Annotated in this window: 14 protein-coding genes; 13 read left to right on the top strand and 1 reads right to left on the bottom strand. The window is 44.4% G+C overall.

What is annotated here, in order from left to right:
• Positions 1 to 311: 311 nt before the first annotated feature.
• The 10 genes from V7L29_RS25645 to V7L29_RS25605 all read left to right on the top strand — a co-directional run bounded on the left by V7L29_RS25645 (position 312) and on the right by V7L29_RS25605 (position 12161).
• Positions 312 to 692 (top strand): hypothetical protein, encoded by a 381-nt coding sequence (locus V7L29_RS25645; RefSeq protein ID WP_334690090.1) that lies wholly within the window; start codon positions 312 to 314, stop codon positions 690 to 692.
• Between the two features lie 126 nt (positions 693 to 818).
• Entirely contained in the window at positions 819 to 2099 is a 1281-nt protein-coding gene (locus V7L29_RS25640; RefSeq protein ID WP_334690091.1) for a S41 family peptidase, read from the top strand.
• A 46-nt stretch (positions 2100 to 2145) separates the two neighbouring features.
• The gene (locus tag V7L29_RS25635) at positions 2146 to 3054 is read left to right on the top strand and encodes a hypothetical protein (protein ID WP_334737199.1); all 909 of its coding nucleotides are present in this window, start codon (positions 2146 to 2148) and stop codon (positions 3052 to 3054) included.
• Between the two features lie 112 nt (positions 3055 to 3166).
• Positions 3167 to 3250 carry a sigma-70 factor domain-containing protein gene (locus V7L29_RS35630; RefSeq protein WP_442944263.1) on the top strand — a complete coding sequence of 28 codons (84 nt, stop codon included), beginning with the start codon at positions 3167 to 3169 and terminating at the stop codon, positions 3248 to 3250.
• 61 nt (positions 3251 to 3311) lie between these two features.
• The gene (locus tag V7L29_RS25630; protein WP_334690093.1) at positions 3312 to 3449 is read left to right on the top strand and encodes a hypothetical protein; all 138 of its coding nucleotides are present in this window, start codon (positions 3312 to 3314) and stop codon (positions 3447 to 3449) included.
• Between the two features lie 70 nt (positions 3450 to 3519).
• Complete coding sequence (locus tag V7L29_RS25625; protein ID WP_334690094.1) at positions 3520 to 5067, top strand: efflux RND transporter periplasmic adaptor subunit; 1548 nt, start codon at positions 3520 to 3522, stop codon at positions 5065 to 5067.
• Positions 5064 to 8186, top strand: coding sequence for an efflux RND transporter permease subunit (locus V7L29_RS25620; protein ID WP_334737198.1), 3123 nt, complete (start codon positions 5064 to 5066; stop codon positions 8184 to 8186). The genes V7L29_RS25625 and V7L29_RS25620 overlap by 4 nt, the downstream gene beginning before the upstream one ends.
• A gap of 99 nt (positions 8187 to 8285) precedes the next feature.
• The gene (locus tag V7L29_RS25615) at positions 8286 to 8609 is read left to right on the top strand and encodes a DUF433 domain-containing protein (protein ID WP_334737197.1); all 324 of its coding nucleotides are present in this window, start codon (positions 8286 to 8288) and stop codon (positions 8607 to 8609) included.
• A gap of 9 nt (positions 8610 to 8618) precedes the next feature.
• Positions 8619 to 8975, top strand: coding sequence for a DUF5615 family PIN-like protein (locus V7L29_RS25610; protein ID WP_334737196.1), 357 nt, complete (start codon positions 8619 to 8621; stop codon positions 8973 to 8975).
• A 75-nt stretch (positions 8976 to 9050) separates the two neighbouring features.
• Positions 9051 to 12161: an efflux RND transporter permease subunit gene (locus V7L29_RS25605; protein ID WP_334737195.1), complete on the top strand. Its 3111-nt coding sequence runs from the start codon at positions 9051 to 9053 to the stop codon at positions 12159 to 12161.
• A 74-nt stretch (positions 12162 to 12235) separates the two neighbouring features.
• On the opposite strand, the gene V7L29_RS25600 is transcribed toward V7L29_RS25605, so the two are convergent.
• Entirely contained in the window at positions 12236 to 12748 is a 513-nt protein-coding gene (locus V7L29_RS25600) for an anthrone oxygenase family protein (RefSeq protein ID WP_334688419.1), read from the bottom strand.
• A gap of 286 nt (positions 12749 to 13034) precedes the next feature.
• Between V7L29_RS25600 and V7L29_RS25595 the strand changes: the two genes are divergently transcribed.
• The 3 genes from V7L29_RS25595 to V7L29_RS25585 all read left to right on the top strand — a co-directional run bounded on the left by V7L29_RS25595 (position 13035) and on the right by V7L29_RS25585 (position 15510).
• Positions 13035 to 13187: a lmo0937 family membrane protein gene (locus tag V7L29_RS25595; RefSeq protein ID WP_334688420.1), complete on the top strand. Its 153-nt coding sequence runs from the start codon at positions 13035 to 13037 to the stop codon at positions 13185 to 13187.
• A 961-nt stretch (positions 13188 to 14148) separates the two neighbouring features.
• Positions 14149 to 14607, top strand: coding sequence for a cupin domain-containing protein (locus V7L29_RS25590; RefSeq protein WP_334688421.1), 459 nt, complete (start codon positions 14149 to 14151; stop codon positions 14605 to 14607).
• 270 nt (positions 14608 to 14877) lie between these two features.
• Positions 14878 to 15510: a DUF1003 domain-containing protein gene (locus V7L29_RS25585; RefSeq protein WP_334688422.1), complete on the top strand. Its 633-nt coding sequence runs from the start codon at positions 14878 to 14880 to the stop codon at positions 15508 to 15510.
• Positions 15511 to 15662: the final 152 nt, after the last annotated feature.

Below are 15662 nucleotides of genomic sequence, written 5' to 3'. Positions count from 1 at the left end.
AGGTTAGGAATTCTAGCTCATGCACAAACCCATCCCAACTTTTAAGATTAGCTGGTGTGAGTAAAGCAGTAACTTTTCAAACATCTTTTAAACAGTCACTGAAGAGGAAAAGGGGCAGGGGGCAAGGGAGTGAGTTCAAAAACTCGTTCACGAGTATCGAAGACTCATTAACGAGTATCAAAGACTCATTAACGGAGTTCAAAGACTCGTCAGCGAGTATTAAAGACTCATCTCCAATCCCCAATGCCCCCTGCCCCCTACCTCTTTGGTCAGAACAGTCGGATTACACACAACAAAAACCAGAGAAGTAAATGATTAAAAAACAGATAATTTTACCAACCTTGCTACTTGCAACTATCTTTATTGGAGGAATGACAGGTTGCACTAGTTCTAAGTCTCCAGATGTGTCTCAAGGGGACAATGGGACAAAGGTATCTAATACTTCTACGACAAACTCTCCGGCATCGAATACGCCAGAACGCGCCGAAAAGCGTGAAGCAGTTCGCAAGCAAGTTGAGGCAGTTCTAACCCCAGATCAAGTAAAGCAATTGTCAGCGAAATTGCAACAAGGTGAAAAAATGCGTAAGGCAGTGTTGAGCCTGAATCTCACGACTGAACAAAAAACTAAAATTCAGGATATTTTTAAGACTGCCTATCCCCACCGCAAAGGGAAATCTCAAGATAATTCTTAGTAGTTTTCTCAAAACAGAATTCAGTAATTAGTCATTATAATTCAGAAGTAATTATGTACGTCTGGGGATATTCAGTCCCACAGTGATTGCATTCTGAATTCTGTATTATTCTTCAATAATTGAAGTATGTTAAAGCAAAAATTGATTGTCAAGATAGAACTCGCCGTTATTGCCGCAATCCTAGCAGGAACAAGTTTATACGCTTCCAAAGCTCTAGGTAAACCCCAAACTAGCCCCCAAAAACTCGTGGATGAGGTGTGGCAAATCCTAGATAAAAATTATGTTGATGTCAGCTTTAACCATCAAGATTGGAAAGCAATTCGCCAGCAGTATGTTAACCGCTCCTATAGTTCCCAGAAACAGGCTTATGGGGCAATTCAAGAAATGGTGGCTAAATTAGGCGATCGCTACACGGAGTTTTTCGACCCCCAGGAATTTCAAGCCCTAAATAACGACCTTTCTGGCAACCTCAGTGGTGTAGGGCTGGAACTGGCACAGAATGAAAAAACTAAAGCCTTAACCGTTATTGCCCCGATTGAAGGAACGCCTGCTTTTAGGGCGGGTATTTTGCCCGACGATGTAATTGTCCGGATTAACGGTCAAATAACTCAGGGGATGAAAATTGAGGATGCCGTGAAGCGGATTCTTGGCCCAGCGGGAACTAAGGTAGTACTCACGATTCAACGGGGTAGCCAATTGCAAACTTTCAAACTTACCCGCGCAAATATTGCTATCCATCCTGTAACTTACAACACGCAAACAACGCCAGTAGGTAAAATTGGTTATATTCGTTTGCCAGAGTTTACGCAAACGGCGGCTAAAGAGATGCATCGAGCAATTCAAGCATTAGAAAAACAGCAGGTGCAGGGCTACGTTTTGGATCTGCGTTCAGACCCAGGTGGACTTCTGGATGCGAGTTTGCAAATTGCCAGTATGTGGTTGAAACAAGGGGCGATCGTGTCTTTGGTAAATCGAGACCAAGTTAAAGATAGTTACAAGGCGTCGGGACATCCTCTCACCAACAAACCCTTAGTGATACTAGTCGATAAGGGATCTGCCAGCGCCAGCGAAATTCTATCAGGAGCGTTACAAGATGACAATCGCGCCACGTTAGTAGGGACTCGCACCTTCGGTAAAGGTTTAGTTCAATCTGTAGAGCCACTTTCTGATGGTTCAGCGCTGAAACTAACGATCGCCAAATACTACACACCTAAAGGTCGAGATATCAATCATGTAGGCATTGTACCAGATATTACTGTGGAGTTAACTAAGGCACAACTGAAAGCATTAGTGCAAAACCGAACCTTGGGGACATTAGCTGATCCTCAGTATGCTAGGGCGGTTGCTGAAGAGAGCAAATTGATTCAGTCTGTGACCAATCATGTAAGTTTACAGCGTGGCGAATAAGTGTATGGAATACTTTTGACAATATCTACTATCGCCACTTTCAATCATGTCAACCCGCAAAGCCCAACGACTTCAAATTTGTGAACCAGTCCCAGGTCTGCAAATCCTGGTTAAACTCAGTAACACTCCCCTAGTGCGGACAGTCATAGCTACTGTTACCCACCATCAACTCGCGATCATCGGACTTGCATTTGTTGTCACTCTGGTTTTTGCTATGCGGGAAAATGCCCCCTGGCTGACAGTGCCTAAACAGGTGGCGATTGAATTCTTTTCTGCTGTATCCCAGTCCCTAGCTGCTTTATTGGGGGTGTTAATTGTTTTCTTGACGTTTAATAGTCAGTTGATCGCTCAAAGGCAGCATGAGGACTACTATACACTTCAGATTCAGATTGACCAACTCATTCGTCTAACTCAGTCTCTTCCCCCCGAACTCAGTAATTTTGCTGAAACTCTGATAGCGTTAATTAACTATTTAGTTCCCTTGCATTTAAAAGATTTACCAATTTGGGCAACTAGTTCCCAGATGCTACCTTTGGACAAGCTTTTAGATAATTTCAAGAATGAATATGAATGGGCGCAAGTGCAGCAACAATGCTCCTTAGCTACCCATCTGCACCGACAACAAATTTTACTTGTCATCAATAACATCGAAGAAATCTTAGAGGGATTTTCCAGGCTTTACAATCGCATCCTAGAGATGAGCCGTTTCATTCTTGCGATCATCAAGTTGTCCTTTCTCCTGGGAGTTTCGCTCTTATTTTTGCTGTTATTTGGCATTATCGATTTGCAAAGGAAGTTCCCTGATCTCAGCCTACCTGTAATTGTTTCTCTAGCAATTTGGGTGTTGATTGCTCTTTTGGAGTTAGTGCTTGATACTTGGTTTCTTTATAAAAACCTTTATGGCTCGTCGAGTCATTATCTGCGGTTTTTTCCTAATAAAAAATCCCTTAATTAATAGGCAGAGGCTAACTTACTATGAATAACTTAACATCTCCAGATCCCAAAGCTATAACACAAGCAAAACATTTCAATATACAACTGATACAGTACGTACTTATCTTCAATAAATTGGACGGATACCTCTGTTAACCCAGGAACAAGAAATTTTTTGTACCCAACAAATTCAACAGATGATGACAATAACTTGCTGAATCCAAAAAACTGGCTGTTGAATTAAAGCAGACGCCCACACTGCCAGAATGGGCTAACCAGATGCAGTTAAGTGAACAGCAATTACTTCAGCAGCTAAATCAAGGGAAAAAAGCCAAGCAGAAAATGATGGCAACTAATCAATTAGTTCGGAATAACGAACCGCAAAAGCGCAGAGGACACGGAGAAATGAGAGTTTGAGAGATATTTTACTTAAGTCCGATCATACTGAATTCTGTTTTTAATAAACTAAAATCCAGTGGAGGTTCTGATGAACCATGAAATTGCTAATGAGAGTTTGACTGAAAACAGTATAGAGCCGAAGCTACCACGATCGCCAAGAAAGATTAGTATGGTAATTTTGGGGGTGATATTGCTGGCTGGGCTGGGTTTTTTGGGTATACATGCGGGTGCAGCCAAGTCAGACAAAACTGAAAAATCTGGGCGTAATCGGCAGCAAGCAACACCTGTAACTGTGGCAATGGTGACACAAAAAACGGTTCCGGTACAATTGCAGGCGATTGGCAATGTGCAATCGGGGTCTACAGTATCAATTACGCCCGAAGCTAGTGGACGGATCATTGGAGTTTATTTTAAGAAAGGTCAAGATGTGAAAAAGGGACAACTTTTGTTTACCCTGGATGACCGATCGCAAACTGCTGCAATCCAGCAAGCTCAAGGAACTGTAGCGAAAGACCAAGCCTCGGTACAACAAGCAAAAGCTACATTAGCTAGAGACTTGGGTCAGGTAGACCAAGCTAGGGCGACTTTAGTCAAAGACCAAGCCTTGGTGCGACAAGCCCAGGCGACTTTAGCCAAGGATCAAGCGCAAGAAAAATTTGCCAAAGGACAGAGCGATCGCTATGGTTCGTTGTATAAGAAGGGCGCGATCAGTTTGGATCAAGCACAGCAATATGTTGCCAACAGTCAGGCAAGTACAGCAACCCTACAAGCAGATCGAGAAGCGATCGCTAATGCTCAAGCAGTTTTGAAAAGCGATCAAGTGGCGCTGACTAATGCCGGAGCTGTTGTTCAGGGCGATCAAGCTGCGATCGCTAATGCTCAGGCCGTTGTCCGTTCCGACCAGGGAGCATTGGACAATACCAAAGTGCAATTATCTTACGCCAAAATTTATGCGCCAATTGATGGTCGCGCTGGCAATATTCTGGTGACTCTGGGCAATGTGGTGCAAGCCAACAGCACAACTCCACTTGTTACCCTGACCCAAATTCGCCCGATTCAAGTTGCTTTTTCCATTCCCGAAACAAATCTGCCCCAAGTACAAAAGTATATGCAGAATGGCAAGCTGAAGGTAGATGTAACGTTCCCCGATAATCAAGCTCATCCTGTACCAGGTGTTTTGGCATTTGTCAATAATACGGTCGATAACACTACGGGGACAATTCAACTGATTGGCGACTTTGACAACACTCAGGGACATTTATTTCCCGGTCAATTTGTCAACGCAACGCTAACCCTGACCGAAGAACCGAATGCAACGGTTGTCCCCAGCCAAGCGGTGCAGAATGGCCCGGATGGACAGTTTGTCTTTGTAGTTAAGCCAGACATGACAGTACAAAATGTTCCAGTTACAGTTAGCAGCACCATTCAGGGGCTAGATGTGGTTGAGAAAGGGCCGCAACCAGGTGATAAAATTGTCACCGATGGTCAGGCGAATCTCGTTTCAGGTAGCAAAATCCGCATCAAAACAGGCCGCAATGACTCAAATGCCAATGGAAATTCCTCAAGAAGAGGAAGGGGAGCAGGGGGTAGGCAGCAGGGGGGAGAACGCCCCAACTCAGGCGGAGGTGATTCGTGAACCTCTCAGAACCATTTATCCGTCGCCCGATCATGACAACTCTGGTGATGGCGGCGATTTTAATCTTCGGTTTCATGAGTTATCGCTTGCTGCCAATCAGCGATTTACCAAGTGTGGATTATCCCACAATTCAGGTAAGTGCCGCTCGACCGGGAGCCAGCCCGGAAACGATGGCAGCATCGGTTGCCCGTCCCTTAGAGAAGCAATTTTCTAGCATTGCTGGACTTGATTCGCTCAACTCAACTAGCACTCTGGGACAGACTCAAATTACCCTGCAATTTAACCTGAGCCGGAATATTGATGATGCGGCGCAGGATGTGGAAGCAGCGATATCGGGAGCATCGGGGCAAATTGCGACGGATTTACCCAATCCTCCTACATACAGCAAGGTTAACCCTGCTGATCAACCGATTCTTTACCTTTATCTGGACTCTCCTACTCTACCTCTTTCCCAGGTAGACAATTATGCCGAGACTTATTTGGCGCAAAAGCTATCTACAATCAATGGGGTGGCACAGGTAGCTGTTTACGGTTCCCAAAAGTATGCGGCTCGAATTCAACTTGATCCGCAGCAATTGGCAACACGGCAAATTGGGCTAGATCAGGTGGCGACGGCGATTCAACAGGGTAACGTCGATTTGCCTACCGGTAGTCTTTCGGGAAATCATAAGAATTTTACAGTCCAGACTAATGGACAACTTCAGGATGCGGCTGCTTATCGCCAGCTGATTGTGTCTTACAAAGATGGAATGCCCATTTATCTCAATCAACTGGGTCGAATCATTGACAGTGTAGAAAATGACAAGGTAGCAAGCTGGTACAACAATACCCGCGCGATTATTCTCACCATTCAAAGACAGCCTGGAACCAATACGGTGCAGGTCGTAGACACGATTAAGAAATTGCTTCCGAATTTGCGAGGCCAGATTCCGGCATCCGTGGAAATTGGGGTTCTCTATGATGCGTCTCAGTCGATTCGAGATTCAGTGGATGATGTCAGATTTACGTTGATTTTGACGATCGCTCTAGTTATCTTAGTAATTTTCCTCTTTTTGCGGAACCTCTCGGCCACAGTGATTCCCAGTTTGGCATTACCCGTTTCGCTGATTGGCACCTTTGCAGTAATGTATTTGCTGCACTACTCACTAGATAACTTGTCGCTGATGGCCTTGACCCTTTCTGTGGGCTTCGTAGTGGATGATGCGATCGTCATGCTAGAAAATATCGTCCGTCACATGGAAATGGGGGAACGTCCCCTAGAAGCGGCGTTGAATGGGTCGAGAGAAATTGGTTTCACAATCCTATCAATGACGCTTTCCTTAGTTGCAGTCTTCATCCCCATGTTGTTCATGAGTGAAGTGCTGGGACGATTATTTCATGAATTTGCTGTGACGATCACAGTTGCAATTCTCGTATCTGGTTTTGTGTCTTTGAGTCTGACTCCGATGTTGTGCAGCCGTTTTCTACGTCCTGTGGATCATGCCCATCAAAGTCGGTTATATCAAGCTTCCGAATATGTGTTCGATCGCTTGCTGGGTCTGTACGATTGGAGTCTGAAAAAAGTCTTAAAATATCACTTTACTACGATGATTTTATCCGTTGTTCTATTCGTGGTGACAGTTGGGCTGTTGGTGATAGTTCCCAAAGGCTTTATTCCTAGCCAAGATACCGGACAAATTACAGGCATTACTCAAGCAGCCCAAGATGCATCCTTCGATAATCTTGTCCAGCATCAGCAGACAGTTGCTAACCTGATCCGCCAAGACCCAAACATAGATGCAGTCAACTCCAATATCGGGGCGGGAGCCAGTGCTAGTGGCAGTGGGGCAGCAGTTGCAGCCAATTCCGGGAGTTTGTTTATTCGGTTAAAACCGCGATCGCAGCGCCAACTTGGTGCTGATGAAATCATTCAAAATTTGCGAACCAAACTCGCCACTGTTCCAGGTATCCAAGTATTTTTACAAAATCCCCCAGCGATTCCGATTGGCGCTCAACAAAGTACAGGACTTTATCAATTAGCACTCCAGAGTTCTGATGTCAAACCCTTACAGGAGTATGTTCCTCAACTTGTTGTCAAGATGAAAAACTTGACAGAACTCCAGGATGTCAACAGCGATTTACAGTTTGCTTCCCAAATTCAAATTGACATTGACCGCGATAAAGCTTCAACTTATGGAATCACCGCCGAGCAAATCGAAAATACCCTGAGAAATGCCTACGGTTCTTACCAAGTATCAACCATCTATGCAGCGACCAATGAGTATCAGGTGATTCTGGAATTAGCACCCCAGTATCAGCAGGATATCAACGCTCTGTTGACTTTATACATTAACTCCAGCACTGGAGTGGCAGTCCCTCTAAAGACATTCGCTAAACTATCTCAGGGAGTCAGCCCGTTAATGGTCAATCATAACGGTCGGATGAACGCCGCCACTATTTCCTTTAACCTCGCTCCTGGTGTTTCCTTGGGAAATGCCAACCAAGAGATTGAAAAACTGATTGATCAGGTGATTCCTGCTAGCATTAGCACCAACTTTAAGGGCGCAAGCCAGGTATTTCAAAGTTCACTGCCGAGTTTAGGTTTACTGTTAGCGATCGCTGTTCTAGTAATTTATTTGATTTTGGGTGTTCTTTATGAGGATTTCATTCACCCGATTACGATTCTTTCCGGTTTGCCTTCAGCAGGTTTTGGCGCATTGTTAACGCTGATAATATTCCATGTCGAACTGAATGTTTACTCCTTCATCGGCATAATTCTCTTGGTAGGTATCGTCAAGAAAAACGGGATCATGATGGTAGACTTTGCCATTGAAGCCCAGCGAAATGAATCGAAAAAGCCATCTGAGGCGATTTATCAAGCCTGCTTGGTGCGTTTTCGCCCGATTATGATGACGACAATGGCAGCACTCATGGGAACTTTACCAATAGCGATCGGATTTGGGGCTGGCTCAGAATCCCGCCGTCCTCTAGGTATTGCAGTTGTAGGCGGACTGGTATTTTCTCAGATATTGACCCTGTATTTAACGCCCGTGTTCTATATCTACATGGAATCGTGGCGGAAAAAGCTCAGTCAAGTTAAGTTCCGTCGAGTCTTCTCATTTACAGGCGGACGATCGTGATTTTCAACAGGTAATATAGCCTTACGAATTACAAATTACCAATTACCAAGTAGTACCACACTAAAATTTAGATCCTAGCGTTTCTGGAATAATGACACTATGACTTTAACAATAGAACAAGAAATTCCTCCCTTAAGTGAAGATGCAACAGGTGCAATTCGAGTAGGTAATACAAGGGTTTTGCTAGAAATGGTGATTCGTAGCTTTCAAGATGGTGCATCTCCTGAATCTATTGTTGGGCGTTACTCATCCTTGTCATTATCTGATGTATACCTGACTATTGGTTACTACCTTCGACATCGAGATGCTGTGGAAGCATACCTCGTTGAACGTGAACAATTAGCTGAATCTGTTCATCAACGTTTGTCAAATGTTCAACCTGATTTGAGCCTAATTCGTTCTCGCTTATTAGCCCAGCAATAATCTTAAAAAATGTCAATGCTGAAGTTATTGAGCGATGAGAATTTCAATGGCGATATTGTGCGAGGACTATTTCTGCGTCAACCGAATCTTGACTTACTTCGGGTTCAGGATGTTGGTTTGCAGGAAGTAGATGACCCAGCAATTTTAAATTGGGCAGCAGCAAGCGATCGCATACTCCTTACTCATGACCGTGCAACAATGCCAGATTTCGCTTACGAGCGATTGTTAAAGGGAGAGCAAATGTTGGGTTTGTTTGTAGTGAATGACCGGATGCCGATTAGACAGGCAATTGATGAATTACTGCTGCTGGTTAATTACAGCGATCAGTCGGAGTGGAAAGGGATTGTCCTATATTTGCCCTTATGAAATATAAACCTAAAACAATACAGACTCAGCGATTTCATTGCACATACCGATCACATTTCTGGGATAACACAACCCATGAACCTTTCAGAACTCTTCATTCGTCGTCCAGTCATGACCACCTTGGTAATGATGGGTATCCTCATCTTCGGTCTGATGAGTTATTTCCTGTTACCCATCAGTGCGCTGCCTAACGTTGAATATCCTTTTATTTCTGTCTCAGCTAGTCTCCCTGGTGCTACTCCAGAAACAATGTCATCTTCGGTCGCCGCACCCCTAGAAAGACAGTTTACTGAAATTGCCGGACTCAATTCATTCAATTCCACCAGTTCAACCGGCAGCACCAACATTTCCCTACAATTTGACTTTAGCCGCAGAGTGGAGGATGCTGCAAAAGATGTGCAGGCAGCCATCTCAGCAGCAGCAGGACAACTGCCCGCCGGAATGCCTCACCCCCCCACTTACCGCAAAGTTAACCCGTCTGTCTCACCAGTTCTCTTCCTCTATATGTATTCTGAGACACAGCCAATCTCTACAGTAGATGAATACGCAGAGGTAACAGTTGGTCAGCCAATCTCAATGATTAATGGTGTTGCTCAAGTACAGGTATTTGGTCAACAGCAATATGCAGTCCGCGTCCAGCTTGACCCGCGAGAGTTGGCATCGCGGGGAATTGGTTTAACTCAGGTAAAAACTGCAATTCAACAGGGAAATGTCAACTTACCAACCGGCAGTCTCTCTAACACTTATAAAACCTATACGATTCAGGCGAACGGTCAACTCACCGATGCTGCCAGCTATCGCCAGCTGATTGTAACTTATAAAAATGGTGCGCCCGTGCGTCTCCAGGATTTGGGGCAGGTGATTGACAGTGAACAAAACGTCAAAGTCTCAAATTTGTATAGCGATCAGAAGGTAACAAACCGCCATTCCGTTGTTCTTGCCGTGCAGCCGCAGCCGGGAGCTAATACTGTAAATATTGTTGATGCCATTCAGAAACTTTTACCTACACTACGTGAACAAGTTCCCAAATCGATTGAGATGGGAATTATGTATGATCGCTCCCAAACAATCCGAGCCTCTGTCAGCGATGTAAAGTTTACCTTGGTTCTCTCAGTTTGTCTAGTTGTCTTGGTGATTTTCTTATTTTTGCGTGACATAACTGCGACGCTAATTCCCAGTTTGGCGCTACCTGTAGCGATTATTGGCACTTTTGCTGTAATGTATCTGTCGGGCTTCTCCCTAGACAACCTCTCCCTAATGGCGTTGACCCTCTCTGTGGGCTTTGTTGTGGATGATGCGATCGTCGTATTGGAAAATATCGTCCGTTATCGAGAAATGGGCGAATCTCCCCTAGACGCGGCATTGAAGGGATCAAAAGAAATCAGCTTCACAATTTTGTCAATGACCCTCTCCCTAGTGGCGGTGTTCATCCCGATCATGTTTATGAGTGGAATAATCGGTAAATTATTTCATGAATTTGCCGTGACGATCGCTGTGGCAATTTTGGTTTCGGGTTTTGTTTCCCTCAGTCTCACGCCAATGTTGTGCAGTCGATTCTTAACTTCATCCCATCAGCAAAGACCAAATCTGGTGTATCGAGTTTCAGAACGGGTATTTGATTTACTACTGCAAGGATATGATTGGACGCTCAAGCCGATCTTAAAATACCGCCTGATGACACTGATTGGTTCTGGCATTTTGCTGATAATGACCGTTTATTTGTTCGTCATCGTTCCCAAAGGATTTATTCCCACTGAAGACACCGGACAACTAATGGCGAACACCAAAGGAGCGCAAGATATTTCTTTTGATGATATGCGGCGTCACCAGCAAAAGGTTGTTGATATCATTCGTCAAGACCCCAACATTGAAGCAGTTGACTCGATTGTGGGTGCAAGTGGGCCTAACGCCTCAGTCAACTCTGGGCGAATTACAATTCGGCTCAAGCCACGTTCTCAACGTCAACTGAGTGCTGACGAAATTATTCAAGAGTTAACCCCCAAGTTGAGACGTGTAGTTGGGGTTAAGACATTCCTCCGCTCTCCGCCAGCCATTCCCATCGGTGGTCAACAAACTAATTCTACTTATCAGTTCACGTTGCAGAGCTTGAATTTACAAGACCTGCGCCAATACGTTCCTAAACTTCTGGAGAAAGTCAGAACCCTACCAGGACTCCGGGACGTTGACAGCGATTTACAACTCAGCACTCCCCAAATCCAAGTCCAAGTTGACCACAATAAAGCTGCAACGCTTGGGATTACCGCCCAAGAAGTTGAACAAACCCTCAGCGCTGCCTATGGTTCCAGCCAGGTATCAACTATCTATACCCCAAATGACCAATTTTATGTAATCTTAGAAGTGAAACCGGAGTTTCAACGAGATCCCAGTGCCCTATCGCTACTCTATGTGCAATCGAGTACAGGAAAACAGGTTCCTCTGAGTGCGATCGCCAATATCACCCAGAATGTCGGCCCCCTCACTGTCACTCACGTTGCTCAACTCCCCTCTGCAACTATCTCTTTTGATACCCTACCAGGAACATCTCTAAGTCAGGCTACAGATGCTATCAAGCAAGTAGCCAGTGAGATGCTACCCTCAACAATTACTCCCAGCTTTCAGGGTTCAGCCCAAACCTTCCAACAGTCCTTCAACGATTTAGGCGTGCTGTTGTTGGTGTCTATTTTAGTAATCTATCTGATTCTTGGTATTCTCTATGAGGATTTTATTCACCCAATCACCATTCTTTCCGGTCTGCCTTCGGCGGGTTTTGGCGCATTACTGACGCTGCTGATTTTCCAGGTTGATTTAAATCTTTACTCTTTTATCGGCATTATCCTGCTAGTAGGCATCGTCAAGAAAAACGGGATTATGCTGGTGGACTTTGCCATTGAAGCGCAGCGAAAGGAAGGGAAAAATTCCTTTGATGCCATCTATGCCGCTTGCTTGATTCGCTTCCGCCCGATTATGATGACGACGATGGCAGCTTTAATTGGGACACTCCCAATAGCTCTGGGGACGGGAGTAGGTTCAGAAGCGCGTCGGCCTTTGGGGATTGCGATCGTTGGTGGATTGCTGTTCTCTCAGATATTGACTCTCTATCTGACTCCAGTATTTTACACTTACATGGAGGCATGGCGGAAAAAGCTTGGCCAACCTAAGTTTTACCGTTTTTTCTTCAAAAGGTAGCAAGGGAATGGCAGACTCATAAAATTTGTGTTTCGCTATTGGATGTTGCCACAAGCCGCTTTAACCACACAATATTATGATTGCGCTGCTCGATAACAGAGGGCGATCGTCAGCGATGCCGCTGCTGCTAGCGCTGCTGCCGCCCGAATGTGATTCCAGATTGTCCAGTTGGCAAGGTAGCCAGACCAGAGACTCGCGCCTATGATGCTGTCCGGCTCGACTCTCGCCAAGGCTTCGTTGAGCGGCACATTGAACACGATTGTCACGCCTAATGTACCAACAAGGTAGAGCAAGCTGCCGAGGAGCAAGTAGGCGGCATCAGGTTGATGCCATTTTAATAGCGAGGAGACAAAAAGAAGGATGCAAGCCGCAGCCGTTCCCAAGAACACTGCCATAAACAACGGATTGATCACCGTGATATTGATCGATTGCATGGCGGCAATGCCCCGTGCTGGCTGGAGTCGGGCAAGGGCGTTCATCACGAAGGACGAGAAGGCGAAGAAGACTCCGGCTATCAACCCACAGCCCAGTGCCGAGCAAAGCTTCAATAGGAAATAATGTTGTTGAGTGATCAGATGTTGCAGCATAACCTTAATCCTCCAACCAGTTGAGCCACTTGAATAGGTGTGCTTTTACCCAAAAAATCAACAGAATTCTCAACCCTAACCAGAGCAAAAGGTAACGTAATTTCAAGCTAAGAGCCAATAACAATATAAAACATTCATTTTTCAATCTACTGATTTTTAATTAATTTTCTTGAGGAAAAAAGATAATTTAAATTTATAAACCTTTCTGAGGGCAAATAGAATCAAAGTGAAGTTAGGGAGTAAAATATATGAACAAATTAAAACTTACTTGACTCAGAGCAAATATATGTTTAGTATACTTTGGGGTATCGTTGTTGTACTGATTGCTTTTTGGGCATTAGGGCTGACACTTCATATTGCCGGAAATTTAATTCATGCAGTGTTGCTTTTAGCCATTGCCCTTGCTATCTATAATTTTTTCAAAGCGCGTGATGTGTAAATAAATAACTTCTGACTTATGTTAAGAAAATTGAAGTTATGCAGTGGTAATTCCTCGTTTGCAAGAATAATTTGATTTACTGCTTAATTGTTGGTTGCGTTAGCGTTTCGTAGTCAAGCTTATCGTATCCTTTGGGGAAGCAAGCTACGCCTTGGTCTGGCAAAGAAGGTATCGCAGTTTTAATCACTGGTGCATTTTCGTCTGAAATGCCTGCGACATCGCAACTTTTCCAGCCACTTGGTATAGGACGACTTTTAGGAAGTACAAGGACTTGAAACGGGGTGGACTCAAGTTAGCGCAAGCCAAACTATAGGTAATTACTGGCTTGCTCACTTCATTAACTTGTTTAAGCAAAAGTATCCTAAAATCTGTGTGGATTGTACATTAGGGAAGGAACCGTTACAGGATTGTTTGACCTCAGCCTCGTGAAAGGGGAAGTTAAACCATCGGTTTTGGCTTGTGTGGAACAACTAATTGGGGAGCATCCCAAATGTGCAAGTTTATTTTTATACGGTATTTTGACTTAGACGGAGAATGAAATAACGAACCGCAAAGGACGCAAAGAACACAAAGGAAAAAGGTTTGTACAGGGTTTTTGTACCAGTCCTGTGTCTTTTGGCTTGCATTGGGATGCTCCCACTAATTGTGGGTGGAGATTGTCTGCAAATTGTTGTCGGTCAATTGAACTTTGACTAACACTTGTTTGTCGCCCCGTCAACGCTTAGGTACATTGGCAGCAGTAACCAGTACGCGTAACACCAAATCCAGTGTATCGACCGTCATATGCCGTTTGCGTCTTGATCTTCAAAGGCTGCATCGTAGCTGACGGCAAGATGTATCATAGTTATGGTTTCAACGCTTTAGCTATCCACTATGGCTTCAGACGAGCTTGGTAGCCGCTCATGAGCCACTCGCAATACATTTTGGATAAAATTCTCCACAATAAAAAAGAGCCATTTTTATGCAGAATAATTTATCACACAAGCCAACAATTGACTACTGGCACGTCTGGACTGACTACGACGGTATAAGTCACCAGTCCCGTTGTCAAATTGAGGACTTCATCGAAAAAGGCATAGCCCCGGATACCTCGCCCCAGTGGCTTTCTAAGTTGAAGCAGTCTGGTGCGACAATCACCTTTACTGTGCTACCCGTGGGATGGGTTGGAAACTGGCATGAAAACCCGAAGCCCCAGTGGATTATCCCACTATCGGGACGCTGGTTTGTGGAGACTATGGACGGCCAGCGAGTCGAGATGGGCCCTGGCGAAATTTCATTTGGAGAAGACCAAGGTACGAAAGCAGACGCGCAAGGTCAAAAAGGTCACTTATCTGGAACAGTAGGCGATGTGCCAGCTGTTTTGATAATGGTGCAACTCGAAGAGACTCAGACTATAGAGCAATCCTGTCGCTTTAGCTAAAGCTTGCTTAAAAGGTACGATGCCTTCTTTACGAGACGCTACGCTCCCGCTTGCTTCTCCGTAGGAGTACGGCGGGCGTAGCCATCGCTAATAACTTTCTTCAGTACTAAAACAAATTATCACTTCAGTATACGTATTAATAGATAATTCCATATAGAAGTGCGATTAGCAAGTGTCGGAATCACCGATTTGTCGTACAGTTAAGTATAGTTTTGCAGTCAAAATTTAAATTAATAAGTTGAAGGAATCATTCATAACGTTAGACTCCCAATGCAAACCAACAATCAACCAAATGCAAGTGATTCACCGCAAGTATCGTCTCAAATACCTCGTCAAAACATTCTGCCCACTGCCCCCTTACCGGAATCTATTAGTCAAAATATTGAGACTATCATCGCATTGCACAGACGTTCCGAAAAAAATGTCCCACAACACCAACGGATTGTAGAAGCGGTAACCGTTTTTTTTGGTCGTCCTGTATTCCTGTATAGCATTTTGCTTGCAATTATTCTGTGGGTAACACCCAATGTCTTACCACGACGTTTAGGTGTACCAAAATTTGAGGAATTTCCATTTCCTTGGTTACAATTTTCATTGACTGCGGGTTCATTATTGGTGACAACAGGGGTATTGATTAAACAAGAGCGACAAGAAAAGTTAGCGGAGCAACGGGCACAACTTAGCCTTCAACTCAATCTGCTCTCTGAGCAGAAAATTGCTAAAATTATCAGTTTGCTTGAGGAATTACGCCAAGATATTCCAAATGTTAAAAATCGCTCTGACCCGGAAGCGGAAATAATGAAGTCCCCTACTGATGCACACGCAATTGTAGACCTATTGGAAGAGACCTTAGCATCGGAGTTAGCAAATTTATCGCAGGAAGAAACATCAATTGAGGAATAATAAAGCAAGCGTAGTATTAGCAATATTTTGCCAATTTCAGCAACAGCAAGCTATATATTTCAATGACGGTCTTTTCGGTGCGAAGCTGGAGATTGGGCTGTCTAATGCTGTTTTGGAAAAGGTATTAGAGTTGCAATATTAGCGATTGCACT

Source organism: Nostoc sp., from assembly GCF_036916575.1.
Lineage (GTDB): Bacteria > Cyanobacteriota > Cyanobacteriia > Cyanobacteriales > Nostocaceae > Nostoc.
This window is presented reverse-complemented; position numbering and strand designations above follow the sequence as displayed.